Consider the following 26868-nt stretch of genomic DNA (forward strand, 5'->3'; position numbering starts at 1 on the left):
AAACAACTATTTTGCAATTTATTACTTAACACAATTACACTCTAATGAAAAAAACACTTTTTATACTAACAGTTACATTATTTGTTACTGGTTTAGGACTGTACGCTCAAAATGAAAAAAGCGGCGAGGAAGCTCGTGAGTTGGGGCATACAAATCAGAATAAGTTTAAGCAAATGTATGATGAATTTGCTACACCTAATATGTATCGAACTGCTTCTGGAGCTCCAGGTTCTGCTTACTATCAACAGCAAGCAGATTATAAAATGGATATCGAGCTTGATGACAAAAACAAAAAACTTACGGGTAAAGAAACTATTACGTATACTAATAATTCTCCTGATAATTTAGAATTTCTTTGGGTACAATTAGATCAGAATATGCGGTCTAGAAAATCAAAAACACCGTTAATTCAACCAACTGGGGTTGATGCAGCTGATCCGCCAAATAGATTTGTAGGTAAATATTTAGGAGAGTCTTTTGATGGAGGATTTAATATCACGGCTGTTAAAGATGCTTCGGGTAAACCTTTAGAATATACTATTAATGGAACAATGATGCGTGTAGAGATGCCTAAAAATTTAGCATCTGGTAGTAAATTTGTGTTTTCTATAGATTGGTGGTATAATATTAACGATCACGTTAATGGAAGAGGAAGATCGGGTTATGAAGAATTCGAAGATGGAAATAGAGCGTATGTTATCGCACAGTTTTATCCTAGAATGGCAGTGTATAATGATGTAGAAGGATGGCAGAATCACCAATTCTGGGGAAGAGGAGAGTTTGCACTTCCTTTTGGAGATTTCGATGTTAATATTACAGTACCAGCGGATCATATTTTAGATGCGACTGGAGTTTTGGTAAACAGAAAAGAGGTATTTACTAAAGAAATGATGAGTCGTTACGAAAAAGCTAAGAAATCATATGATAAACCAGTTCTTATTGTAACTCAAAAAGAAGCAGAAGCTAAAGAAAAAACATTTTCCGAAAGCAAAAAAACTTGGAGACTTAGTGCAAAAAATGTAAGAGATTTTGGGTTTGCCACTTCTAGAAGATTTATTTGGGATATGATGGCGGTAAAAATTGGAGGTAAAGATGTAATGGCGGTTTCCATGTATCCTAAAGAAGGAAATCCTTTATGGGAAGATTGGTCAACTAAAGCCGTAGCAAGTACTTTAAAATCGTATAGTAGAATGACCTTTGATTACCCATATCACAAAGCTATTTCTGTACATGCTAAGAATCAAGGTATGGAATACCCTATGATTTGTTGGAATTATGGTAGACCTGATAAAAAAGGAAAATTTAGTGATCGTACTAAATTTGGTATGATGAGTGTTATTATTCATGAAGTTGGACATAACTTTTTTCCAATGATTGTAAATAGTGATGAGCGTCAATGGACTTGGATGGATGAAGGTCTTAATACTTTTGTTCAATATGTTGCCGAACAAGATTTTGGAGAATGGTATCCAGATGCAATTGCACCGCTTAAAAAATACCCTTCTCGAAGAGGACCAGCTGCTAAAATAGTTCCTTATATGAGTGGAGACCAGAGTTTTATATCTCCTATTATGTCTCAGTCTAATAATATTTATCAATTTGGTTCTAATGCATATTCCAAACCGGCTACGGGATTAAATATTCTTAGAGAAACTGTTATGGGTAGAGATCTTTTTGATTATTCTTTTAGAACATATTCTCAAAGATGGATGTTTAAGCATCCAACACCAGAAGATTTTTTTAGAACTATGGAAGATGCATCTGCTGTGGATTTAGATTGGTTCTGGAGAGGATGGTTCTATACTACAGATTATACAGATATAGGTGTTAAAGATGTTAAAAAATATGTTGTTTCTAAAGAACCAAATCAAAGAACCAAGGATTTTGTAGCAGCAAGAGGAGCTAAAATTGAGGATTTTGGTCCATTAGTATTTATGGTTGAAGAAGATAGTGAAGAATACGAAAAAATAAAAAAGAACGGTAATATAATTGATAATGCTAAGACTTTAAAAGAGTATTTGATCGATAATTTTTCTGTAGAAGAAAGAGAAGTTCTTAAGGAGCCAAAATATTTTTATGAAGTTACCTTTGAAAAACCTGGTGGTTTAGTAATGCCATTAATAGTAGAGTATACTTATGAAGATGGTACTACAGAGACGATAACGTATCCAGCGGAGATCTGGAGAAAAAATGATGCAGCTGTAAAAAGAGCAGTTGCTTCTGAAAAAGCAATTTCTAAAATTGTTGTAGATCCTAATCAAGAGACTGCTGATATCGATACTTCTAATAATAGCTGGCCTAAGAATAAAAAATTAGGAAAATTTGATAAGTTTAAAAATAAGGTAAAAGGACAATAGTTAAAAAACCTTTAAATTATAGATTAAAGCCGTTCGTGATCACGAACGGCTTTTTTGTATACATTATTGTAGCTATATTTGCACTGATATGATTGTATTACCTTTATTTATAAGCGGAACAGAAATTGCCTTTATAGTATTTATTTTGGTTATGGTTTTCGGAGCAGATAAAATACCTGAAATAGCAAGAGGTTTAGGTAAAGGTATGAGAATTGTAAAAGATGCTACCAATGATATCAAATCTGAAATTACCAAAAGCGCTGAAAAGCACGGAATAGATACAGATATTCCTTCTTCTATTACTTCAGATATCAAGAAAGAAATAAATCAAGTTAAAAGTGATATCGAAGATGTTACTGGTCCAGTAAAACGTAAATTCTAACTTTACGACACCTTTTTTTAGTATTTCAATAAAAAATCTTCCTTTTTTATAACAAACTTTAAAAAAAACCTTTGTTTTTTAAGTTTAATTCATTCTGTAGTATTTTTCTGTAAAACCCTTATAAACATTGGTATTTAGAACCAGTTTTTAGTCCTATGCAAGCATAGGAACGCAATTATTTTTAAGATTCTTTCAATATAATGTATCAATATTTAGATTTTATTTAATAAATTAGTACAGAAATTAACTAAATGATAATTATTTGATGTTTTTAAGGAAATAAAGACCTTAGAAATCATTAACACACAAACTCATTAATCTTATACTAAAATGAAAAAAATTATTCCTCTAATTTTAGGGTTATTCCTTGTTGTATCTTGTTCAAAAAATAATCCTGAAGAAATTATTGACGAGAGTCTGGATTCTCAGAAAATTCTATCCATCGAAGAGATTAACTCCTTTATTGAGACACAGCTTAAGCAAAATGGTGATTTGGATTGGGCTAATGATGCATCAGCACATATGTTATATAGTGCAGTGATGCATGGAGGTGAAGTATTAACAATTGGTTTCGGAGAAAAAGGAGAAAGTTTTATTGAAGGAACAGAACGATCGTCTAGATTAAATATTATTGTAGAAGATATTTATGGTACTGTTCAGAAGAGTGAAGGAGAAAAACGTTCTAATTTTCAAATTACAGAAGATGATGTATTGAATGTTTTAGATTTAAAAGTAACCAAATTGGAAACAATTGAAGAGTTACTTGCAATGGATAATATTCGTTATTTAGAACCTAATGGTTATGGGTTTTATTTACAGGAAGAAGTGCAACAAAAATCTGCAGGTTGTTCTCAAAGTGGACAATCTATTAACAGTGCTGATTATAGTGTGATTTCTCCTAATGCGAGATTACCTTGGAATTATAAAAATCATAATATTGATGATGCTTGGAGCCTGAGTACTGGAGCAGGAATTACTGTTGGGCTTATAGATACTGGCTTATCAGCTAACCAAAATCTTTTAGGAAATGGTTTTAATGATGGAGCTTCTAATGGAAGGTCTGTACAGCGTTTCGGAACATTTATTGACTCTCCTTGGTGGTGGTCTAATAATGTTGATGGCCCGAACGATAAGTGTGGGCACGGAACTCAGATGGCTTCTGCTATTGCCTCACCACGTAATAATGATTTTATGCCACTTGGTGTTGCATACAATTCTAATTTGGTAGCATATAGAGGAACAGAAGATGTTGTTTTAAACGATTATCACGAACGCAAAGGAGTGAGTAATGCATTAAAAGCATTAGGGAATAGAAGTGATGTTAAAATAATTTCCATGTCAGTAGGATATCCTTGGTCTATAGGAAATGTAAAAGATGCTGTTAAGTATGCGTACGGAAAAGGTAAAATGATCATGGCAGCCGGAGGAACATCTACTACTTTTACCAATTGGTATGGTGTTATATTTCCAGCAAGTATGAGTGAAACTGTTGCAGTAACAGGGTTAAAAGATAATGGATATAATCGTTGTGATATTTGTCACGATGGTAGTAAAATTGATTTTACTATTATTATGCAAAGAGCTAGTAACACTAGTAGAACTGTACCAGTACTAGGATTTAATAATGGTGCACAATCTTATGTTGGCGGATCTTCTGTAGCAACAGCTATGACTGCTGGTATTGCGGCATTAGTTTGGTCACGTAATCCTAATATGTCTAGAGCGCAAGTATTGGATAAGTTAAAAAGAGCAGGAGAGTTTTATCCTAATCGAAATAGTAAATTTGGTTACGGTAATATCGACGCACTAAAAGCAGTGCAATAATTAATGAATTAGCAATTGTAGTTACTAATACATCTGAAAAGTGGGGTCTTTATAGATTCCACTTTTTTTATAATACTCTACTAATTGTTAATCCATCTCTAATAGGTAATAATACGGTTTCGATACGATTATCATCTACTAACATTTTATTATATGCTAACAGAGCTTTTGTAGAAAGATCATCTTTTTTTATATCCTCAATAACTTTACCACTCCATAGAACATTATCTGATAAAATAACACCTCCAGGATTCATTTTATCAATAATTAAATCAAAATAAGTGGGATAGTTTGGTTTGTCTGCATCGATAAAAACCAAATCAAATTTCATAGCTAGATTTGGAATAATCTCAGTAGCATTACCTATGTGTTGATGTATTTGATTACCATAAGGTGAAAGGTCAAAATACTTTCGTTGGAAATCTTCCAATTCTTCATTAATATCTATGGTATGGAGTTCTCCATCTTTTCGCATTCCTTCGGCAATACATAAAGCCGAATAGCCAGTATAAGTACCAATTTCTAAAATATTTTTCGGATTAATTAATTTAGAGAGGATACTTAATACACGACCTTGGTATGGTCCACTTAGCATACGAGGTTGTAATATTTTTTGGTAGGTCTCACGAGTTAATTGCTCCAATAACTCAGGTTCTTTTTCTGTATGATTTACTACATAAGTATCTAATGCTTCTGGTATGAAGTGCATAGGGTGTTATTTTTTTTGCAAAGCTAGTAATTTTGGGAACTAAATATTTAAAGAGTATAATTTTATAAATATTCTTTTAGATTAGGGGAATTATAATTTTGCTGAAGCAAAAGTTCTTTTGAAAAAAATGCAGTAGTTTTTGAATAAACCGCTGCAATACTTATTCTATATTTCTAACAATATAAAATTCTGTTGCCTGTAGATTAATAAGGTGCGAAAAATCAATCTAGCCTGGGGAAAATAATCTGTCCACATTATCCAGGACCGCAAGGAGTGCAATGCCCACCGTTTACATTTTCCTGAACTTTCTTACCAATTTCTTGTACACCGTCTAATTTTTTAATTCTTTAATTAAAATATGAGTTAAAGAGATATTGTATGTTCGAACATTTAAAGATACTCGGGATTTATGTCTTTTTTTATATAATTTTTACGACGAATTTGTTGTGAGCTATGAAAGTAATTATACGCGGTAATTTCCCCAATATTTTTAACAGCATTTTAAAACATTATATAATCTCATTTCTAATCTGTATTTTTGAATCAAAATTCAAAAATGCAATTTGAAAACAGTAAAGAATTTGCTCAAAAGTTAGATCAACAAGATCCTTTAAGCTCTTATAGAGATCAATTTCTTTTTCCTAAAGTTAATGGGAAAGAGGTCATATATTTTACAGGAAATTCTTTAGGACTTCAACCTAAAAACACAAAGAAGTATGTCGATGAAGTAATGAAAGACTGGGCAGAACTTGCTGTTGAAGGACATTTTTATGCAGATATGCCTTGGTGGGACTATCACGAACGTTTAGCCAAACCCCTAAGTAGAATAGTTGGAGCTAATCCCTCTGAGATTACAGTTATGAATACCTTAACAGTAAATCTTCATTTACTAATGGTTTCATTTTACCGACCTCAAGAGAAACGATATAAGATTATATGCGAGGAAAAGGCATTTCCTAGTGATCAATATATGTTACATAGTCAGGTTAGATTTCATGGATATGATCCAAAGGATGCTATTGTAGAAATTAAGAAACGTCCTGGAGAACATAATTTTAGGATAGAAGATATTTTATCTACTATTAAATCAGTAGGAGAGGAGTGTGCTTTGATTTTAATCGGTGGTGTTAATTATTATACAGGTCAGGTTTTTGATATGAAAACTATTACTAAAGCAGGTCATGATATCGGAGCTTTTGTTGGGTGGGATCTTGCACATGGCGCGGGTAATATTGAATTAAAATTACATGATTGGGATGTGGATTTTGCATCTTGGTGCAGTTATAAGTATATGAATAGTGGTCCAGGAAATGCTTCTGGCTGCTTTGTACATGAACGATTTCATGACAGAAAAGATATTCCACGGTTCGAAGGTTGGTGGGGAACTAAAAAAGAGTCTAGATTTTTGATGGAACCAGAGTTCGAACCCATGCCTAATGCAGATGCTTGGCAATTGAGTAACGCACCAATTTTATCATTAGCGCCGTATTTGGCTTCACTAGAATTATTTGAAAAAGTTGGGATGGAAGCACTTATTGAAAAGCGAAATCTCATTGTTGCTTATTTAGAATTTGTGTTAAAATCAATTGATTTAGAACTAGAAAGTACTTTCGAAATAATAACTCCTTCGAGTCAAGAAGAAAGAGGGACACAACTCTCTGTATTTCTTCATGGAGAAGGAAGAAAGTTGTTTGATTATTTAATGAAAAATGGAGTAATTACAGATTGGAGAGAACCAAATGTAATTAGACTAGCTCCAGCACCTTTTTATTGTTCTTATGAGGATATGTACGAGTTTGGTCAAATTCTTAAGAAAGGGATATTGCAAAAAGTATAAATTGAGTCCCTCATTTTAATGCCTTAATATATGCGGAAGGTGAAAGACCGGTTTGTTTTTTAAAGAGTTTGCAGAAATAAGAAGGATCATTAAACCCACATTGGTATAACACTTCTGAGATAGACATATTGTTGCTATTATAGAAAAGTTCTTGCGCTTTCTTAATTCTAAATTCATTTAAAAAACTAATAAAATTCTTTCCTGTAGAGGATTTAAAAATTCTGCAAAATGAATTTGTAGTCAACCCTAATTCTTTAGCCAAAGTTTCTGATTTGATTTTTTTAGCGTAGTTTTTATTTACATATTCAAAAACTTTTGATATTCTGGGTAAAGAAGTTTTGTCAATTTCTAGATGATTTGTTTTTATAATTGATCTATAATTCTTAGAAATAGAAAGTCGATATAGAATATTAATAAAGTTTAATAGCTTTTCGATATTGTTTTGATTAGAAAGTCTTAAAAAAGACGCAGATAATTCATCTTTAATTTTCTGAGAAAAGATGCAACCTTTAGGAGATTTCTTTATGAAATCTAAAATTATCGAAAACTCCGGAAAATGATATAGTTTTTCTTCAATAAAATCTTCATTAAATTGAATTACTACCTCTACATTGTCTCTAAAATCCTTATTACCAAAAGGCATATGTGGCATATTGGGGCTAAGAAAAATGAGTAATCCATCTTGATAGTTTTCAAGATGAGATTCTACCTGAATAATACCACTTCCATTTTTAATAAAAACAATTTCGTATTCAGGATGTAAATGCCAGTTTATTTCGTGACAAAGTGAATCCTTAGTATAACTTTCTATTTTTAAAGACTTGGATTGTTCCAGATAAATTTGCTCATAGGATGGCTTCATATAACAAAATTATCATAATTAAACAGATAATTACTATTTATAGAATAAATTGACTTATTGTTAGAATACTTTGTTTTACCTTAGATTTATTTTTGTAGTTAATTTTGATATGATATTAATTGTTTAAACTACACGAATTGAATTCTTTATATCTTATTCTTACTAAATTACGATATTTTGGGCCTGCTTGGGTTTTTGCTTCGCTTAATATAATGACAGGTACTTGGGTGTTGTATATACCTAAAATTAGAGCTAAGTTGCTAATTGATGATGCGCAACTGGGAATAGCACTTTTTTGTTTCGCTTTAGGTACGCTGGCAATGATACCTTTATCATCTTTTATTATTGGAAAATTTGGTGTAGGAAAGACCACAATTATTGGGATTTCAATTTTTTCTCTACTTTTTTTAATGCCAATTGTTGCTCCAAGTTATTTGGTATTGTGTGTTGTGTTATTCGTTGTAGGGTTATTTGCTTGCTTAACCGATATTGCAATGAATGCATTGGTATCTGAAATAGAACAGGAAGATGATGTACATATTATGTCTGCTTCTCATGGTTTTTTTAGTTTAGGAGGTGTTATTGGAGCAGGTATTGGTGGTTTTTTGATTACTTATTTTGAGGTTCCATTATTACATATGTTGTATGCCGCAATATTTGTGATTTTAACCAACTTTTTAGTATGTAAACAATATATAACCATAAAGGGAGAAAAAGAAGAATCTTCTAATAAACGGTTGGATTTAGAACTTATCAAACCTTTATTAGGACTTACAATTATTGCATTTTTAATTATGGGTAGCGAAGGAGCAATAGAGCATTGGAGTAAACTCTATATGCAGGATGTGGTAAAAATATCTTCGGAGAAGATTTCTGGATTTGGTTTTGTTGCTTTTTCTTTAATGATGACCCTAGGTCGTTTTTTTGGTGATGCTGTGAGTAAACATTTTGGGTCTTTTGCAATAATTATAGGAGGATCTTTGATCAGTGCGCTTGGTTTTTTAGCTGTATTAAGTATTTCATTGGTTCTAACAATAACTGGTTTTGGATTAATCGGTTTAGGTTTCTCTGTGATTATTCCAGAGTTATTTAGATTAGCTGGTAAGACCAAAGGTGTTTCTTCTGCGAAAGGAATTTCTTTCGTTGCAGGATTTGGTTATCTCGGTTTTTTGATAAGTCCTCCATTTCTTGGTTTTTTGTCCAAAATAGAAAGCCTAAAGCTTAGTTTTACAGCCTTGTTGATAGCAACATTAATTGCATTAATTGTTACATTTTTTATTTCAAAAAGAGCTATTAAATAATATATTCTTCTAGTATTATTCTGTAATTACTTTTATGCCAGTAAAATGAAGTTTCCAACTACCTTCATTCCGATTGCGAGTTTTTGAAATTTTAATTCCATTAAAATCATCATAATCTTCCCATGATGTTATTAAGGAAGCTTCTTTTTTGTTCTTTTCACGAAATGCCCATTCTTTTACTTTAAAATCACCTTCAAAATAAAAATCGTATGCATCTCCTGGAGTATACCCACCTTCATTTTTATAAATAATGGTAAGTTTTTGCATTTCTTTAGAACTTATAGGTGCAATTGCTTTTAGTTCATGTTCTGATGAGAAACTATTTTCATCCCATACTAAGTTAAACGGAGCTAGTAACCAATACTTATCATTAATAAAGCTTTGATCAGCTTTTAGTGTAGTACTATCTATTTTAGTTCTGTTATAGGTAATGGTATCCTTAGAATTAATCATTGTAACCTCATCTTTTTTTGGTTTCCAATTCCAAGAACGTTCAAAATGACTACTATCTCTATCAACGTTAAAGGTGAATTTTATTTCTTTAACTTTTTCCCAGTTTTTAAAGCCATTCGCATTGGCAATCGCTTCAGCCGTAGTTGGTATTTTATGCAGAACTGTTTCGGTTTCCTTTAATTCAGCATCCTCTTCGTATTGATATTCTTTTTTAGTCTCTTGCTTGCAAGCTATTACTAACATAGAAAGTAGGAATACGCTAATTACATTTTTCATCTTGACTGAGTTTTTCGCTAAAATAAAAAAACAAAATTCGTGATGAATTGAATTAACATCGTTTTAGGTATTAATAAAAAAAGCTCCCTGTTATGGAAGCTTTTTTTATTTGTTCTTGTATGTATAATTACTTTACAATCAACTTGTATTGTGGTGTCTTATTTAAAGGGCAGAAATAGTTATATTCTCCTTTTTTTAATGTTACGGTTTTAGAACTTTCAGTTTTTCCTTCAGCTACAACCTTAGTTACATACGCTGATTGAATATGATTTTTAGGATCTGAAGCATCTTTACCAGCAGGGACTAATACGAATCCAACATCAGTTCCAGAATTGTTGTTAGATATATTGAAAACGTAACTACCTTCTGATAATGTTACTTGTTTCTGAGTAAATTCTCCTTTTGTTTGTTCTAAAGAAACCGTTTTAACTTCTTGAGCAGATGTACTTAATGTAATTGCGAAAATAAATGTAAATAATGTGATTAACTTTTTCATGATTTTTAATATTTATGATTATTGTTGAAAATTATTTTTAATTTTTCTGAGGAGAAACATATTTTATAATGTTATTTCTCCTCAGAACTCTTGAATGTATTTATTGGTGGTTGAGTGATTTATACTGTAGTAGTTTCTAGTGGTTGTGCTACAGGAAAATCAACAGGGACTTGAGTAGTACTATGGATATAGTTCGAAATAGTTTTGTCTCCTACTAATACAATGGTATCTACTAGATTTCCTTTGTCATATCCTGCAGCAAAGAAATTATCTACTACATCCTGATCTGTACGTCCTCTATTTTCTGTAATATTCTTAGCAAGTTTTGCCAATGCATCTAATTTACTGTCAAAAGATGCGTGCCCTGCTCTTAACTCTAATATTTGCTCATCAGTAAATCCATTCATTTTTCCAATTGCTGTATGTGCTGATAAACAATAAATACAATTGTTTACTTGACTAACTGCAAGATTAACAACTTCTTTTTCTTTAGCTTTTAAAGATGTTTTTGCGTTAGATAGAGTTAAGTAATTTTCTAATGCAGTTTCACTGTGTGCATAAGTTGCATATAAGTTAGGTACAAAACCTAATGCGCTGTTAAGATTGTCAAAAATCCCTTGATTTGTTGCATTTACTTCTTCTCTTGTAGGTACATTAAATGTTGCCATGATTTTATGTTTTTAGTATCCTGAATTTATTTTTCAGAATGAGTTTATATTTAATTTTAATTGTCTTTTAATTTGACAGGACAAAGATGCGATGGGATTAAGGACTTTAGAATGGCCGTTTTTCCCGACTACTTGTCAATTTTTCCCTTAGCTTATTTTCGAGTGCTTATAAAAGGTCTTTCTACATCACAATAAAAATCGTGGTGACTTCTTTGATCACAGTGCGCTTTGGCATTTAGAGTGTTTACAATTTTTCTTTTTCCCTGACGGAAAATCTCTATTAAATTGAATATGGATTTATTATTAGTTATCATTTTTATATTGTTTTAAATTAATAGTACAAAGATGAGGCTCTAATGAAGGTTTTAGAATGGTTGTTTTTCCCTACTACTTGTCAATTTTTCCCGAAATAAAAAAACCTCCAATTAAGGAGGTTTATAGAAAGTATAATATGATATGTTTTATTCTAAAAAAACTTTACTTCTTTTCGTTTCATCCATAGAATAATGCCACTTAGAACAAAAGTTAGTAATGCAGTGATAAAAAGAACACCTCCATCATTATTAATTTCAACTCCAAGTTTTGTAATATGCATAAAAATGGCACCGCCGATAACTCCAAGGGTTATTGTAGCACCTATCCAAACTGTTTTGGGGATTAATAATAAAACTCCTGCAATAAGTTCTACAATCCCTGTAGCTATTCTTCCATATGGCTCTAGGCCAACTTTAGAGAAAATATAAATACTATCAGGATGTCCAGTAAACTTAAATCTAAGGGTTTGTATAAGAATAATAGCAACAATTATTCTTAATACCAGGGGTAAGGCATTTTTCATTTTAATATGTTAGAGTTTGTGTTAGTTACTATAGAACACTGGGTAATGCGTCTATTCTTCCATTAAAGGTATTCTTTCTAGAAATAAAATACAATTCCTCAAGGTTGTTATCATTAGCAAATTGATTGGATAATTGAGGTAAATTGTTCATCAAGAAAGCCTGAAATGCTTCGGGACTCTTACTTCTATTAGCTGCTTTTCGTATGATTTTCAGATAAGAAGAAGTGATTAACTCTACATTGTTTTTATTAGAAGAAAAAGATAAAGAGGTGTTTTCTCCCTTAGAATTTTTTATTTCTTTTTTAAATTTAATTTCATTGAGAGCAATTAAATTTTCGTTGTAATTGCTAAAAGTGTTTTTATAAACTACTTCTTTAGTATTTTTAAGGTATACTGTTTCTAATTGAGTTTTATATGTTTTTTCTTGTGTGTGACCTGAAAAAGATATAGCGAAGAAAAATAATGTTATAACTATTGATATGTGATTGCGTAAAGTCTTCATAATGAAATGTTTTTTACACGAAATAAATTCCGTATTTAATATACTACAAAGTTGGGGCAAAAACATATAGATTAAAAGGTAATTTTTTCCTTAATTATTGTCAATATTACCATTTGTTATATTGAATAAATTAAAAAGAAATAAAAGAACTTTTAAATATATATCGAATTAGTCGTAATTGATTTTGTAAAATTACAAATCAGTGTTTTTAAAAAAAGCAACTATCTATAAATTAGATTGATAATAAAAAAAAACAATAATTTAGAAACTGATTGTAATTTTATACAAATTTAGTAATTACCTAGGATAAAATATGTTATAGAAAATCTAATTATTTTGAATGTATTTTTGCAATGTCAATGAAATAAATATACCTGAATTGGTTTATAAATTTTAGAATTGAATAAAAGATTTGTGTTCATAACACCAAGCCCAATTTTCATTAGGCTCGGCAGAAATTATTACTGGGTGTTCATGTTTTTTAAAATGTTCACTAGCATGTTTATTAGGAGAGGAATCACAACATAAAGTAATACCACATTCCTGACAGGTTCTTAGGTGTACCCAGTTATCCCCATTCTGTACACAAATAGCGCATTCATAAGTATCATCTTTTTTGATATTTTGTAGGTCAAAACTTTTTAAATGGTCGCAAATTTTTGTATTAAATCCCATATTACATCTCAGCTAAATATTCGTGAACAAATTTTATTGCCATAGCACCTTCTCCTACAGCAGATGCTACTCTATTCATAGCGCCAGCTCGGACATCACCCGAGGCAAAAATACCAGGACTACAAGTTTCTAATAAGAAAGGTTCTCGATCTTTTTTCCAAACCTTTTTAAAGTCATCATATCGACTTAGGTCACGACCAGTTTCAATAAAACCTCTTTCGTTTTTAATAATATCTAATTTAATCCAGTCTGTGTAAGGTTTAGCACCTATAAAAATAAACAAAGCATCTGCATCGACAATTTTGGATTCCCCATTAATACTATTACTTATTTCTAAAGAAGTAAGTCTGTCATTTTCTCCCATTGCTTTTGTGACATTTGTATGGCCTAGCAATGTGATATTATCAATAGCATCAATTTGATCAATAAGATAACTGGACATGCTACTTGTAAGATCTTTTTTTCGAACCGTAATGTAAACGTTTTTAGCAAATTTAGAGAGGTAAACAGCAGACTGACCGGCAGAATTACCACCTCCTACAATATATACTTCTTTATTAGAACAAGCCTGAGCTTCTGTCATAGATGAACCATAATAAATACCTGCTCCAGTATAATTCTCTATCCCATCTGCCTCTAGTTTTCTATAATTGACACCTGTAGTGATAACTACACTCTTGGTGCTAATACATTCTCCATTAGCTAGTGATATACTTTTGTACCCATCTTTTTCAGTTATAGAGGTAACTTCTTGAGGAGATAAAAATTCTATCCCAAATCGTTTGGCTTGCGTAATAGCCCTATGAGTTAGTTCTTGACCACTTAATCCATTAGGAAACCCTAAGTAATTTTCGATTCTAGAGCTAGTTCCTGCTTGACCACCAGGTGCATGTTTTTCAATTAATAATGTTTTTAAACCTTCTGAACCTCCATAAACTGCAGCGGCTAACCCAGATGGGCCAGCACCAATAATTGTTACATCATATAAATTGTCTTTAGGATGTGCGTTTAAACCAAGTGCAGTAGCAAGTTCAATAATATCTGGATTCTTATAGCAACTTCCATCTTGTAATGAAATTACTGGTAGATCTTTTGCGGTAAGCTCATAAAGGTCAATAATTTCCTTTGCCTTATCACTAGTTTCTGCGTCCAACCATTGAAATGGAAATAAGTTTCCCGATAAAAAATCTTTTATATCATGAGATTTTGGAGAGTATTGATAACCAATCACTTTTATTCCATCAAATTCTGGTTGAAAGTTAACTAACCAAGTATCTAACAAATCATTTAAAGTAGGAAACAATTTTTCTTCTGGTGGACTCCAAGGTTTTGTCAGATAATAATCTAATTGTACGTCGTTAATAGCTTTAATAGCTGCTTCCGTATCTGAATATGCAGTTAAGAGTACTTTTTTAGCATTAGGAAATAGTTTTTTTGCTTGTTGTAAGAATTCTACTCCCAGCATTTCTGGCATTCTTTGATCTACTAGAAATAATGCGATAACTTCATTTTTTTTCTTTAAATCTGCCAAAGCTTCTAGAGCATCGTTGGCAGATTCAGTGCTCATAATACGATATTCTTTGCGATATTCAGATTTTAAATCTCTAGTTACTGCACGTAATACTTGTGGATCGTCATCGAGTGCAAATATGATAGGCTTTTTCATCGTTTCTATAAGTTAAAGCAGACTAAAAATTGAAATTATCAGGGTCCGGTCCTAATCGTTGATGTTTATCTAAAGAATCAATATAATTGATATCTTCTTTAGAAAGTTCAAAATCAAAAAGATTAGCGTTGTCAATAATTCGGTGTTTTTTAGAGGATTTAGGGATAGTAATTACTCCCTTTTGTAAATTCCATCTCAAAACAATCTGTGCGGCTGTCTTATTATATTTTTTAGAAAGATTGTCCAATATAGATAATTCAAAAATTTTTCCTTGCATCATTGGCGACCAGGCTTCGTATTGTATGTGATGTTTGTTGCAAAAATCAATCAAATCTTGTTGAACAAGATGAGGATGAAACTCCATTTGATTAACCATTGGTTTAATTTCGGATGTTTCCATGAGATTTTCTAGATGGTGTTCTAAAAAATTACTTACTCCAATAGCTTTTATGACTCCGTCTTTATATAATTTTTCTAATGCTTCCCAAGTTTCGATATATTTTCCTTTTACAGGCCAGTGAATGAGATATAAATCCAAATAGTTTAATTGCAGTCGTTGTAAACTTTTTTCAAATGCTTTAAGAGTAGATTCATAGCCTTGATCAGCATTCCATACCTTACTTACTACAAAAATTTCATCTCTAGGAACACTGCTATTAAGTATTGCTGTTCCAACTCCTTCTTCATTTTTATAAATACTTGCTGTATCTATATGGCGATACCCTTCTTCTAATGCCCATTGTACTGCGTCAATTACTTCTTTATCATTGTCGGATAAATATACACCGAGACCAAAGTAAGGCATTTCAATTCCATTATGTAATCTGAATGTTCCTTTTATATCTGTTATTTTTTTCATAAGTGTAATTAGGTAATAGGTAAGCAAACAGTAAAGATTGTTTCTCCTTTTTTAGATTTTACTGTAATATCACCTTGGTGTTGATTAATAATTCTTTGTACCACTTCTAATCCCATACCTGTTCCTTCTCCAATAGCTTTTGTGGTAAAAAATGGGTCAAAGATGTTTGTGAGATTTTCTTCGGTAATTCCTTTTCCGTTATCAATAATTTCAGTTTTTAAGAAATCTTGTTCTTTATACGTCTTAATTTTTAATATTCCAGAGTGATCCATTGCATCAATAGCATTATCAATTAAATTGGTCCATACTTGATTTATCTCACTCACAAAAATTTTGATTTTAGGAAGATCATCGTTAAAATCTTTTTCTAAGGATATATTTTTCTTTTTAAGCTTATGATTAAGCATAACCAGCGTACTTTTAATTCCTATATGAATATTTGTAGCTATTTTTTCAGGTGCACGATCCATATGTGTATAGCTTTTAATAGAATGCACCAAACTAGAAATTCTATTAGAAGCTTCACCAATTTCGTCGACCATTTTTTCTGTGGTTAATACATTTTCTATCCATTCAATCGCATTAGAAAAGTTTTTTTGACCTGTAGTTTTATAAATACCCTCCATAGCTTCTACATCCATGCAAAAATCTAATAAAGTCTCCGTCAATTCATATGCGTTATCTACTCCGTGATCTTCTAGCCATTCTTCTAATTCATCCTCCTTTTCATTGCGCTCTATTAGTTTCATATTATTTTCTGGACGATTTTGCAACTTATCAAAAAGCACTTTGTTAATGCTATCAATTTCTTGTTCTTCCATTCTGATTGAAACTACTCTCTTAAATTTCTCAGGAACATTACCAAGATGTTCCTTAAGCGCTTTAGCACTTCTTTCCATTGCAGATGCCGGGTTATTAAGCTCGTGTGCCAATCCTGCGGATAGCTTGCCTAAAGACATCATTTTTTCTGCTTGGACATTGTCTTTGGTGAATTCTCTAACTCTTGATGTCATTTTATGCACTAAGGATTCTGTAAGCTCATAATGATTAGAGATCATTTCTTTAAAAAACGATTTCTCAAGTATTAAGACCTGACTTTTTTCAATCACTTCTCCAAAACCAAGAGCAGAACTTGCTCTAGAAAAAGGAAGCAAACCACCAATTTGATTTATGTTTAATAGTGCTACATGTTTATAGTTCCCGTTTTGTTGAACTTTGATTTCAATTTTCCCCTCTAATACAATAAATAATTTATCTATTGGATCTCCTCTCTGAAATAAGAAAGAGCCCTTATCTAAAAATTGGACATAAGATTTATCGATTAACCACTGTAATTGATTATCTGGAACTTGGGTAAACTCTTGAACTTGTTGAAGATTTTCTAGACTAAGTTTCATTAGTTTAAATTTAGGTAATAAAATACCTCTTTCCAATACCTTTTGATGGAACAACTCTTAAGGTTTTTATAAAGTTTATATCACATTTAATAGATAAGTGTCTCTTTGAATTTTCTTTAAAAGAAGAGTTTAGGTATAGAAATGGTAGTAATGAGATTTATTATATTTAGGAATTATTAAATAGTAAGGGTATGTCTAATGATTTGCAAAAGTATTTTGAAATAAATAAAAGTACTTGGGATAAAAAAGTTGAAGTTCATGCATCTAGTGATTTTTATGATTTAGAATCTTTTAAAAAAGGAGAGAGTTCTTTAAAGAAATATGAATTAGAAGCTTTAGGAGATGTTTCCGAAAAATCATTATTGCATTTACAATGTCATTTTGGTCAGGATACATTAAGTTGGAGTAGGAAAGGAGCTAAGTGCACTGGAGTTGATCTTTCAGAAAAAGGTATAGAATTAGCAAAACAATTAAATAGTGAATTAAAATTAGATGCTGATTTTGTTTGCTGTAATGTCCTAGATACTTCTAATTATATAAAGAAACAGTTTGATATTGTTTATACAAGTTATGGTGTTATAGGATGGTTACCGGATTTAAAACCTTGGGGCAGAATGATAGCAGAACGTCTAAAATTAGGAGGTATTTTTTATATGGTAGAGTTTCACCCTATAGTTTGGATGTTTGACTATCTAGAAGAAACACCAAGAATAAAATATGGATATCATCAAAAAGAAGCTATCTATGAAGAGTATGAAGGTACGTATGCGGATAATAATTCTAAGATGATAAGTAAAGAGTATGGTTGGAATCATGGGCTGGGCGAAGTAATTTCATCCTTATCTGAAGCAGGATTAACAATAGAATATTTGAGAGAATATGATGAATCTCCTTATAATGTTTTTCCGGATTTGATAAAGAATAAAAATGGCATGTTTGAGAGTTCGGATAAATTATTTCCATTACTATTTGCGATTAAAGCTTTTAAGTAACAATTCTTTGATAATTTTTTTACATTTGTTGAAGGTTTTAATGTTTGCATAAGCTTCAGGATTTATGGAGCTAGTTTGTCAAGGACATTAGGACTCGGATCTTAATGATGTAGTTCCTTTTCATACTTTGGCAAACTAGAATTACTAAAAAAGTATGCAAGCAAAAAATATCGCTATCGTAGGAAGTGGCTTAGCAGGTTCACTGTTAGCAATTTATTTAAAGAAACGTAATCATCAGGTTACAGTATTCGATAGAAGACCAGATATTCGAAAAGTAGAATTTAGCGGTCGTTCCATCAATCTTGCGATGTCTGTTCGAGGTTGGAAAGCATTAGATAAAGTTGGGATTGGAGAAGAGATTAGGAAGCTAGCTATTCCGATGGACAAAAGAGCGATGCACGTTAATGGTCAACCAGAATATCATCAATATTATGGAAAAGAAGGAGAAGCTATATATTCTATTTCTAGAGGAGTATTGAATCGAAAAATGATTAGTCTAGCCGAAGAATCCGGAGTTGTATTTAGGTTTAATGAAAAAGTCTGGGATGTCAATTTGCCAAAGGCAAAGATATATACAGGAGAAACTGAAAAAGGTGAGTGGAAGGAGTATCAGTATGATATGATTTTTGGTTGTGATGGAGCTTTTTCTAGAGTGCGTCATAAAATGCAAAGGAGAAGTAGATTTGATTATTCTCAGGATTTTCTTGATGCTGGATATAAGGAACTGGGTATTCCTGCTAATGAAGATGGTACTCATAAATTAGATAAGAATTCACTTCATATTTGGCCAAGAGGTAAGTTTATGTTGATTGCATTACCAAATTTAGATGGAAGTTTTACTTGTACATTATTTATGCCTCACGAAGGTGAAAATTCTTTTGAAAGTTTGACTAATGAGAATGATGTAGAAGGATTTTGGAAACGAAATTTCCCAGATACTATAGACTTAATGCCTACTTTACTTAAGGATTTTAAGAATAATCCGACCAGTGCATTAGTTACCATGAAATGTTATCCTTGGAGCTATTGGGATAAAGTAGCGTTGGTAGGAGATTCTGCTCATGCAATTGTGCCGTTTTACGGTCAAGGAATAAATGCTGGTTTCGAAGATATTTCCGTGCTAGATGATATTATTGAATTAGATAGAAGTGGTGATTGGCAAGAAATTTTTGAGAAATATCAAGAAACAAGAAAACCAAGTACTGATGCAATTGCAGAACTCTCATATCGTAATTTTATGGAAATGAGTAGTAAAACTGCAGACGCTAACTTTCTTTTGAGAAAGAAGATAGAAAAGCATTTTTCTGAAAAACATCCTGATAAATGGATTCCTCTATATACGAGAGTAACCTTTACACATAGACCTTATGCAGAAGCACTGAAAATAGGAGATCAACAAGCTGCTATTATGGATGAAATCATGCAAATAGAAGATATTGAAAACACTTGGGATAGTGATGAGGTGGAAAAGCGAATAATTGCTGGTCTAAATATGTATGAGATAATTAAATAAAGGTCGTGTTATCCGATAAGTCTTTTCAACCATTTTAACTTCGAGCTAGTATAGGGAGAATATTTTAGATTTAACTCAATCAAAAAGGATTTTTGTAAAATACTTTTGTAATGAGAAAATGCTACAAACCCTGCTTTACCGTGATAATTACCAATACCGCTATCACCAACACCACCAAAAGGTAGGTTTTGTTCCATAAAATGCATAACAGCATCATTTATCGCTCCTCCACCAAAAGAAATTTCGTTAAGAATTTTGTTTTTGACTGATTTATTTTTTGTAAAAATATAGCAGGATAAGGGTTTTGATAATGTTTTTATATCCGAGATAGCTTTTTCTATAGAGTCAAAAGATAAAACCGGCAGTATAGGACCAAAAATTTCTTCTTGCATTACTTTATCTGCAAAAGAAACTTCAGTAAGGATGGTTGGTGCTATAATTCTATTTTCTGCATCGCATTGACCTCCTAGGTATATTTTATCATTTTCGATAAGAGCTTGTAATCTCTCGAAGTTTTTTTGATTTATTATCTGAGTGTAATTTTGGTTTTCTACTTTATAATCTGCTTTTTCAATATGTTTTTTTATAGCAGATAAAAGCTTATCGTGTATCGTAGATTCTACCATTATATAATCAGGAGCAATACAGGTTTGACCAGTGTTCAGAAATTTAGCCCATACTAAACGTTTTGCTGTCATATCTATATTGACGTCTTTGGTGATAATAGCGGGACTTTTTCCTCCAAGTTCTAAGGTAACTGGCGTTAAATGTTTTGCAGCAGCTTGATAAACTATTTTGCCCACCGGTATGCTTCCAGTAAAAAATATTTTATCAAATTTAAATTTTAATAATTCAGTAGTTTCTTGTACACCTCCTTCTATAACTCTAAAGAATGATTCATTAAAATTTTGATTGATAATTTTAGCCATTATCGACGAAGAATGTGATGGAATTTCACTAGGCTTAAGAATAACTGTACATCCCGCAGCGATAGCCGCTATAGCAGGAACTAAGGATAATTGAAAAGGATAATTCCATGCACCCATTACTAAAACAGTTCCTAAAGGTTCAGGTATGACGTAACTTTTACCAGGAAGATTTGCTAATCCAGTGCCTACTTTTTTTCTTTTAGACCATTTTTTTATATTAACTATTGCAAGATCAATTTCGTGATAAATGATCGCTAGTTCTGTGGTGTAAGTTTCGTATTTTGATTTTTTAAAATCGTTATAAATAGCATTGTATAAGAGATCTTCATTTTTTTGTAAAACACTTTTTAGATGTTTTAATTCCTTTACTCTAAAAGATATATCTTTAGTAGTATTGGTGTCAAAAAAAGTTTTTTGAGTATTTATGATTTCCTGATAGTTCATAATGACAAATATAACAAGGTTATAAAAGAATTATGATCCTGTGCTCATACGTTTCTTTAACTCTAGCTCTTTCTGCATTTGTTTTACGGTTAATGTACTTCCATCGTGACTCCATCCAGGAGGACCAAAAATATACATGAACTTATGATACCAATTTTTAGATTTTTTGGTGTCGTTCCAAATGTCTTTATACTCATGCGTTAAAATAACCCAAGGATTGTAAGAATTAGGCGCGTGAGTAACTCCATATTGTACTTCAATTTCGTCATCAAGTTCTTTCCAAGTTCCAAATATCTTGTCAAAAATATTTAAAAATCCTCCATGGTTTTTATCCATATACTCTACATTTTTGGCATGATGCACTTGATGCATTGTATGGGTGTTAAATATTTTTTCTATAAAACCCATTTTAGGAATGAAAACGGAGTGTAGTTGGAATTGCCATAAAGCTTCTATTCCCAAACAAACAATTACCATTTCTGGAGGAAATCCTACAATCGGCATCCACATGTAAAATAGTGGTTTGTATAAAAGAGTAAACCATCCATTACGAACTGCTGTTCCAAGATTAAAGTTATCTGACGAGTGGTGAACTATGTGAGCAGCCCATAAAGCTCTTATCATATGATTTTGTCTGTGAAACCAGTAATATGTAAAATCATCAGCTAATTGACATAATAGCCATACATACCAAGCATAGCTAAAAGATTCCCAACCCATGATATTGGTTCGTACACCATCAACTTCGGGATTAAATACATTGTACATATACGTAAACAAAACAACCGAAAAAACCGTTTTAAGAAAAGGACCTAAAAATGCTGATCCAAGTCCCATTGTGAAACTGGCAGATAAATCTTTCCAATTATAAAGGTTTTTATGTTCGTCGTGATTTTTGCTATACGTTAATTCTACTACAATAAGTACTAGAAATAAAGGTACACCATATTTTAAGGGCTGTATAAAATCCATTTTCTTTTTGTTGTATTCTAATTGGGGCAGAATATAATAAGAATTTGCAGTAAAAGTTTAACATTTTACTTTTTTAAGTAAAAAAAGTATGTTTTTAACGATTGTTTATTGAAATGAAGACGCGGTTCTTTTGAAATTCGGTGTATGTTATTTCGCGAAAATCTGAGATGGGTCTTTAAAAGACTTGAATTCTAGTGCATTTCCGCAAGGATCATAAAAAAACATGGTTGCTTGTTCTCCTACTTCTCCCTGAAACCTAATATAGGGCTCAATAACAAAATCTATTTTTTTATCAGATAACATTTGTGCAAAACTTTGCCAAGTATCCCATTCTAAAATTATTCCGAAATGCGGCACAGGAACTTCTTTACCATCTACGGTATTGTGATGATTATTTAATTCTGATTTTGGTTTGTAATGAATAACCAGTTGATGCCCAAAAAAATTAAAATCTACCCAGTGTTCACTGCTTCGCCCTTCTTTTAAATTAAGTGTTTTGTTGTAAAAATCGCGCGCAACTTCTAAATTATCTACTGGGATTGCAAGATGAAAGGGAGATAATGATTCCATAAGTTATTTACGTTGATTGAAAGGGATTATTTTAAGAGTTTGAAAATAGATGCTTTAACGTTTTCTATCACTTCTTTTTCTTTTTTTAGAGGCAGCACTATTTCGTTTTTCTTTACTTGCCCCACCTTTATTTTTGGAAGAGAAATGTTTATTGTTGTTTTGTCTTCTTACTGGTTTGTTTTCTTCGACTACAGATGCTTCTTCAGTTTTACTAGAATCTCCTACATCTTTATTAATAATTTGTAGTTCTTTTTCTGTTAAGTAGCGCCATTGGCCTATTGGAGTATCTAAACTAATGTTCATAATACGAATTCGCTTTAGTTTTGTTACTTCATATCCAAGATACTCACACATTCTTCGTATCTGTCTATTTAAGCCTTGTGTAAGAACTATTCTAAAATCATATTTATTTATCTGTTCTACCTCACATTTACGAGTAATAGTATCTAGAATAGGAATTCCATTACCCATTCTTTTAATGAATTGTGGGCTAATTAATTTATTTACCGTAACGATGTATTCTTTTTCGTGGTTGTTTCTTGCTCTTAGAATTTTATTTACGATATCACCATCACTGGTTAATAGAATTAATCCTTCACTGGGCTTGTCTAGTCGGCCGATTGGAAAAATACGTTTTGGATAGTTGATATAATCAATAATATTGTCTTTTTCGTTTTGTGCAGTTGTACAAACAATTCCAACAGGTTTATGAAAAGCAAGGTATACGTGTTTTTCTTTAGGCTTATTTATCAATTCACCATCGACCCTTACTTCGTCTCCAGGAGCCACTTTGGTGCCCATTTCTGGAATTTTATTATTTAGGGTTACGCGACCTTGATCAATTAGTTTATCTGCTTCACGACGAGAACAGTAACCAACTTCACTAAGGAATTTATTGAGTCTTGTAAGCTTAGAATTTTCCACGGTGCAAAGGTGCTCATAAAATTTAATCTTTCAAAAAATGAATGATCATATCATCCACTTCATCAAAGAATAAGGAATGCCCAAAGTTTTCTGTAGTAATGAATTTTGCTTTAGTCCAGTTTTTACTGATTTTTTCAGTTCCCGTATACGGGGCAATTTCATCGTATTTGTCATGTATGAGTAAGCCTGGGTGAGTTAAGTTCTTTGCAAATTCAGCTATGGAAAATTCTTCGAAATGAAAACCAAATTTTTCCTTGAAATAATGACTTAAGGCTTTCATAAACTTATCAGATAATTTGAGCGTTTTTTGATAGCCTTCCATAATTACAGATAATTCTGTAGGAGGTGCAAGAACAATTAGTTTTTCTATTTCAAGGTTTGGATATTTAAATTGATGAAACACAGTTGTCATACCGCCAACAGAATGTCCAATAACGTAATTAGGTCGGTATAATTCTATCATTTTTTGAAGGCATTCTGCATAGAACGGAACACTGAGTGTTTTACCAGAAGAGTTACCATGAGCTGGAGCGTCAAATGCTATAACATTATAATTTTGTTGATGTAGTTTTTCGATAAGTGTTTTCCATCTATGACTATTACTATCCCATCCGTGTACCATCAAAACAGTTTCTCCCATATTGGGCCATCTATAGGTTTGTAAAAACCTATCTTTTACTGAAATGATTTCATCTTCGGCTTCCTCTAGAAAATATTCTTGATCTGCAAGTATCTTTCCTTTAAGCGGTGTGCTAAATAAGATATAGGCTTTGCGCAAAGCCTTTTTTTTATTAAAAAAGAAGAGCAATAAAAGTCGTTTGCCAATAAAAATTGGGATGTACTTTTTTAATGTTTCTTTCATAATTCTTCTCGATGTACCGAATCTATAGAAAAAGCAGGAAGACAAATCGCTATATACTCACATGCTGATTCAAATGGGTTAGAATATTGTACTCTGGTGTTTTTTTTAATCTTAATAGATTGTCCAGATTCTAAGGTGATTTCTTCATCATCAATAATAAATCTTTTCTTTCCTCGAATAATATAAGTGTATTCATCAAATTCCGGTGTTTGAAATGGTTCGCTCCAACCTGGAGGAGCTACCATATGCGCTATACTAACCTGAGAATTCCCATCTGTGGCTTTGCCAAAATGTTCTTCAATTAATTTTCCATCTGTAGTTGGTACCACAAAAGGTGATTTTTGAATTTGATATTTTTTACTCATAAATATCTAATAACAGATTTTAATTATTCTCCCAATTAATAATAAAGTGTTTAATTGTAGCCGAATCAGGAATTTGAGAAGCTTCAATTTTTTTGTCAGTATTAAATTTTAACTCACTCGATAATTCTTTCTTATCAATAGTTATCGATGCTTGGATACTATCTACAAATATAACCGCTGCACTAAGTGTATTAGTAATCTTAGTGATAGAATAGTTATCCTTGATATCTTTGAAAACACCATTTGCCGATAGTCCCGATATAGTCTTATATCTTGGATCAATTACTTGTATACTTTCAATAGAGGATTCAGGATTGTTTTCTTCTCTAGGTTCCAATAATAATAATTTAGCTCCTCCTTTTTCATAAATTTCAATAGTGTTTGCAACATCCATAATATTGTCATTTTTGGACATTTTTACTATAGAATCATTTGCATAGATTGAGTCTAATTGACTCACTTTGATTGTGTTAGTTAAATGACCAATTCTGTTATAAGAGATTTCGAATGGATCTTGTTTTTTGTCATTTTGACAACTCAGTAAACTTATACAAACAAGTAAAATACTGCTGATTTTTTTAATCATAATAGGTTGTTAATTATTCCCAAGGTTAAACAATGATTGATTTTGTGTTTAGTTTAGCGCAATAATTTATTTAGTACACCTAATGCTCCTCTTATAAAAGTAGCACTGGTTAAAACTTTAATCACAGCTTTTTCCGTAGTACTAGATTTTCTACTTTTAGAACGAGAAGAACTTTTATTTAGTTTCTCTCTTTCTTTTTTTGCTGCTGCTTTAGCTTCTTCTGCTTCAGCTTTTTCTATTTTTTCATTAAGAATTTCATATGCACTTTCTCGATCTATATCTTCATTGTATTTGTCAGAAAGCGTGGACTTTTTTAATAAATCATCTAATTCACTTTTGGATAGTATATCCATTCTACTCATAGGAGCTCTTAACATCGTCGCAGCAAGAGGAGTAGGGCGACCTTTCTCGTCAAGAGCTGATACCAATGCTTCTCCAATTCCTAAAGCTGTTAGTACTTCTTTTGTGTCATAATATTCTGATATAGGATAATTCTCGGCAGTAAGTTTAATTGCTTTACGATCTTTAGCGGTAAATGCTCTTAGGGCATGCTGCACTTTTAGCCCCAGTTGCCCCAATACTCCATCTGGTACATCCGTAGGGTTTTGGGTAACAAAATATAGTCCAACTCCTTTTGATCTTATTAATTTTACAATACTTTCGATCTGATCCATTAATGCATTAGAAGCTTGCTTAAATATTAAATGAGCTTCATCAAGAAAAATAATCAACTCTGGTCTTCCGCTATCTCCTTGCTCAGGAAAGGTACTGTATACTTCAGCTAGAAGACTTAACATAAATGTAGAAAATAATTTTGGTCTATCCTGTATGTCAGTTAATCGTAAGATATTTATAAAACCTCTTCCATCGTCATCTACTCTACATAAATCTTGTACATCAAATGATCTTTCTCCAAAAAAGATATCAGCTCCTTGTTGTTCTAAAGCAACAATTTTACGTAATATGGAGCCAGTAGATGCAGTAGATATTCTTCCATAATCTTTTTCTAGCTCTTCTTTTCCTTCTCGAGTCGCAAATTGTAAAACCTTTTTTAAATCTTTTAAATCTAATAATGGCAATTTGTTGTCATCACAATATTTAAAAATTATTGAAATGATACCTGCTTGTGTTTCTGTTACATCTAAAATTCTTGAAAATAGTACTGGCCCGAATTCGCTTACAGTTGCTTTAAGGCGTACTCCATCTTGTTCTGATAAAGAAAGAATTTCTACTGGAAAATTCTTTGCTTCAAACGGAATTCCAATTTTTTCATGTCTTTCATCAATTTTAGCATGACCTGGACTTGCAGCTGCTAAACCACTAAGATCACCTTTGATATCCATAAGAAGCACAGGTATTCCTTGTTCGCTCAAGTTTTCTGCTAAGACTTGTAATGTTTTTGTTTTACCAGTTCCTGTTGCTCCAGCAATTAACCCATGTCTATTTAATGTCTTTAGAGGAATTTTAACGTGTGCATCTGTCACAGTTTCGCCATTATGCATTGCAGCTCCTAAGGTGATGAAATCGCCTTTGGTAGTATATCCTTTATTTATATGGTCAAGGAATTCTTGATTACTACTCATAGTTAATGTAAATTTTGATAAAAATA

At 31.9% G+C, this 26868-nt stretch carries 26 protein-coding genes; 7 read left to right on the forward strand and 19 right to left on the reverse strand.

Annotation, left to right across the window (positions count from 1 at the left end; translation table 11 throughout):
* The first annotated feature begins 44 nt into the window (after nucleotides 1-44).
* The 3 genes from J8L88_RS19305 to J8L88_RS19315 all read left to right on the forward strand — a co-directional run bounded on the left by J8L88_RS19305 (nucleotide 45) and on the right by J8L88_RS19315 (nucleotide 4563).
* Nucleotides 45-2357 (forward strand): M1 family metallopeptidase, encoded by a 2313-nt coding sequence (locus J8L88_RS19305; RefSeq protein WP_211061600.1) that lies wholly within the window; start codon nucleotides 45-47, stop codon nucleotides 2355-2357.
* Nucleotides 2358-2445: 88 nt separating this feature from the next.
* The gene (locus J8L88_RS19310; RefSeq protein ID WP_027393697.1) at nucleotides 2446-2739 is read left to right on the forward strand and encodes a twin-arginine translocase TatA/TatE family subunit; all 294 of its coding nucleotides are present in this window, start codon (nucleotides 2446-2448) and stop codon (nucleotides 2737-2739) included.
* 330 nt (nucleotides 2740-3069) lie between these two features.
* On the forward strand, nucleotides 3070-4563 hold the full coding sequence (locus J8L88_RS19315) for a S8/S53 family peptidase (protein WP_211061601.1): 1494 nt from the start codon (nucleotides 3070-3072) through the stop codon (nucleotides 4561-4563).
* A 67-nt stretch (nucleotides 4564-4630) separates the two neighbouring features.
* Here the strand turns inward: J8L88_RS19315 and J8L88_RS19320 are convergent, their stop codons facing one another.
* Nucleotides 4631-5272 (reverse strand): O-methyltransferase, encoded by a 642-nt coding sequence (locus J8L88_RS19320; RefSeq protein WP_027393699.1) that lies wholly within the window; start codon nucleotides 5270-5272, stop codon nucleotides 4631-4633.
* 556 nt (nucleotides 5273-5828) lie between these two features.
* Here J8L88_RS19320 and kynU point away from each other — a divergent pair.
* Entirely contained in the window at nucleotides 5829-7109 is a 1281-nt protein-coding gene (kynU, locus tag J8L88_RS19325) for a kynureninase (protein ID WP_211061602.1), read from the forward strand.
* A gap of 10 nt (nucleotides 7110-7119) precedes the next feature.
* Here the strand turns inward: kynU and J8L88_RS19330 are convergent, their stop codons facing one another.
* Nucleotides 7120-7971: an AraC family transcriptional regulator gene (locus tag J8L88_RS19330; protein WP_211061603.1), complete on the reverse strand. Its 852-nt coding sequence runs from the start codon at nucleotides 7969-7971 to the stop codon at nucleotides 7120-7122.
* A gap of 137 nt (nucleotides 7972-8108) precedes the next feature.
* On the opposite strand from J8L88_RS19330, the gene J8L88_RS19335 reads away from it, so the two are divergent.
* Nucleotides 8109-9272, forward strand: a complete 1164-nt coding sequence (locus J8L88_RS19335; RefSeq protein ID WP_027393702.1) for an MFS transporter — start codon at nucleotides 8109-8111, stop codon at nucleotides 9270-9272.
* Nucleotides 9273-9287: 15 nt separating this feature from the next.
* Here the strand turns inward: J8L88_RS19335 and J8L88_RS19340 are convergent, their stop codons facing one another.
* The 9 genes from J8L88_RS19340 to J8L88_RS19380 all read right to left on the reverse strand — a co-directional run bounded on the left by J8L88_RS19340 (nucleotide 9288) and on the right by J8L88_RS19380 (nucleotide 17102).
* On the reverse strand, nucleotides 9288-10001 hold the full coding sequence (locus tag J8L88_RS19340) for a hypothetical protein (RefSeq protein WP_211061604.1): 714 nt from the start codon (nucleotides 9999-10001) through the stop codon (nucleotides 9288-9290).
* A 127-nt stretch (nucleotides 10002-10128) separates the two neighbouring features.
* Nucleotides 10129-10497 (reverse strand): cupredoxin domain-containing protein, encoded by a 369-nt coding sequence (locus J8L88_RS19345; protein ID WP_027393704.1) that lies wholly within the window; start codon nucleotides 10495-10497, stop codon nucleotides 10129-10131.
* Between the two features lie 119 nt (nucleotides 10498-10616).
* Nucleotides 10617-11165: a carboxymuconolactone decarboxylase family protein gene (locus J8L88_RS19350; protein ID WP_027393705.1), complete on the reverse strand. Its 549-nt coding sequence runs from the start codon at nucleotides 11163-11165 to the stop codon at nucleotides 10617-10619.
* Nucleotides 11166-11631: 466 nt separating this feature from the next.
* Nucleotides 11632-12003, reverse strand: coding sequence for a DoxX family membrane protein (locus J8L88_RS19355; RefSeq protein WP_118389489.1), 372 nt, complete (start codon nucleotides 12001-12003; stop codon nucleotides 11632-11634).
* A gap of 28 nt (nucleotides 12004-12031) precedes the next feature.
* Nucleotides 12032-12505: a hypothetical protein gene (locus J8L88_RS19360; RefSeq protein WP_118389491.1), complete on the reverse strand. Its 474-nt coding sequence runs from the start codon at nucleotides 12503-12505 to the stop codon at nucleotides 12032-12034.
* Between the two features lie 393 nt (nucleotides 12506-12898).
* Complete coding sequence (locus tag J8L88_RS19365) at nucleotides 12899-13180, reverse strand: UBP-type zinc finger domain-containing protein (RefSeq protein WP_211061605.1); 282 nt, start codon at nucleotides 13178-13180, stop codon at nucleotides 12899-12901.
* 1 nt (nucleotide 13181) lies between these two features.
* On the reverse strand, nucleotides 13182-14846 hold the full coding sequence (locus J8L88_RS19370) for a response regulator (protein ID WP_211061606.1): 1665 nt from the start codon (nucleotides 14844-14846) through the stop codon (nucleotides 13182-13184).
* Between the two features lie 22 nt (nucleotides 14847-14868).
* On the reverse strand, nucleotides 14869-15705 hold the full coding sequence (locus J8L88_RS19375; RefSeq protein ID WP_211061607.1) for an aldo/keto reductase: 837 nt from the start codon (nucleotides 15703-15705) through the stop codon (nucleotides 14869-14871).
* Between the two features lie 8 nt (nucleotides 15706-15713).
* Nucleotides 15714-17102 carry an ATP-binding protein gene (locus tag J8L88_RS19380; protein ID WP_211061608.1) on the reverse strand — a complete coding sequence of 463 codons (1389 nt, stop codon included), beginning with the start codon at nucleotides 17100-17102 and terminating at the stop codon, nucleotides 15714-15716.
* A gap of 191 nt (nucleotides 17103-17293) precedes the next feature.
* Here J8L88_RS19380 and J8L88_RS19385 point away from each other — a divergent pair, with 191 nt between their 5' ends.
* Both J8L88_RS19385 and J8L88_RS19390 read left to right on the forward strand, forming a co-directional pair.
* The gene (locus J8L88_RS19385; RefSeq protein WP_211061609.1) at nucleotides 17294-18094 is read left to right on the forward strand and encodes a bifunctional 2-polyprenyl-6-hydroxyphenol methylase/3-demethylubiquinol 3-O-methyltransferase UbiG; all 801 of its coding nucleotides are present in this window, start codon (nucleotides 17294-17296) and stop codon (nucleotides 18092-18094) included.
* A 154-nt stretch (nucleotides 18095-18248) separates the two neighbouring features.
* Nucleotides 18249-19607 (forward strand): NAD(P)/FAD-dependent oxidoreductase, encoded by a 1359-nt coding sequence (locus J8L88_RS19390; protein WP_211061610.1) that lies wholly within the window; start codon nucleotides 18249-18251, stop codon nucleotides 19605-19607.
* 8 nt (nucleotides 19608-19615) lie between these two features.
* Here the strand turns inward: J8L88_RS19390 and J8L88_RS19395 are convergent, their stop codons facing one another.
* From J8L88_RS19395 to J8L88_RS19430, 8 genes are all read right to left on the reverse strand, one after another.
* On the reverse strand, nucleotides 19616-20980 hold the full coding sequence (locus J8L88_RS19395; protein ID WP_211061611.1) for an aldehyde dehydrogenase: 1365 nt from the start codon (nucleotides 20978-20980) through the stop codon (nucleotides 19616-19618).
* A gap of 30 nt (nucleotides 20981-21010) precedes the next feature.
* Nucleotides 21011-21952 carry a sterol desaturase family protein gene (locus J8L88_RS19400; protein WP_027393715.1) on the reverse strand — a complete coding sequence of 314 codons (942 nt, stop codon included), beginning with the start codon at nucleotides 21950-21952 and terminating at the stop codon, nucleotides 21011-21013.
* 147 nt (nucleotides 21953-22099) lie between these two features.
* Nucleotides 22100-22522 carry a VOC family protein gene (locus J8L88_RS19405; protein WP_118389502.1) on the reverse strand — a complete coding sequence of 141 codons (423 nt, stop codon included), beginning with the start codon at nucleotides 22520-22522 and terminating at the stop codon, nucleotides 22100-22102.
* A gap of 54 nt (nucleotides 22523-22576) precedes the next feature.
* Complete coding sequence (rluF, locus tag J8L88_RS19410) at nucleotides 22577-23446, reverse strand: 23S rRNA pseudouridine(2604) synthase RluF (RefSeq protein WP_118389504.1); 870 nt, start codon at nucleotides 23444-23446, stop codon at nucleotides 22577-22579.
* Nucleotides 23447-23468: 22 nt separating this feature from the next.
* On the reverse strand, nucleotides 23469-24308 hold the full coding sequence (locus tag J8L88_RS19415; protein ID WP_211061612.1) for an alpha/beta hydrolase: 840 nt from the start codon (nucleotides 24306-24308) through the stop codon (nucleotides 23469-23471).
* A complete protein-coding gene (locus tag J8L88_RS19420) occupies nucleotides 24305-24673 on the reverse strand; it encodes a cupin domain-containing protein (protein WP_027393718.1) in 369 nt (122 codons plus the stop codon). The genes J8L88_RS19415 and J8L88_RS19420 overlap by 4 nt, the downstream gene beginning before the upstream one ends.
* Before the next feature lie 19 nt (nucleotides 24674-24692).
* Nucleotides 24693-25259 (reverse strand): hypothetical protein, encoded by a 567-nt coding sequence (locus J8L88_RS19425; RefSeq protein WP_027393719.1) that lies wholly within the window; start codon nucleotides 25257-25259, stop codon nucleotides 24693-24695.
* A 53-nt stretch (nucleotides 25260-25312) separates the two neighbouring features.
* Entirely contained in the window at nucleotides 25313-26842 is a 1530-nt protein-coding gene (locus tag J8L88_RS19430; RefSeq protein ID WP_027393720.1) for a helicase HerA-like domain-containing protein, read from the reverse strand.
* Nucleotides 26843-26868: the final 26 nt, after the last annotated feature.

Source organism: Aquimarina sp. MMG015, assembly GCF_018100855.1.
Taxonomy (GTDB): Bacteria; Bacteroidota; Bacteroidia; order Flavobacteriales; family Flavobacteriaceae; genus Aquimarina; species Aquimarina latercula.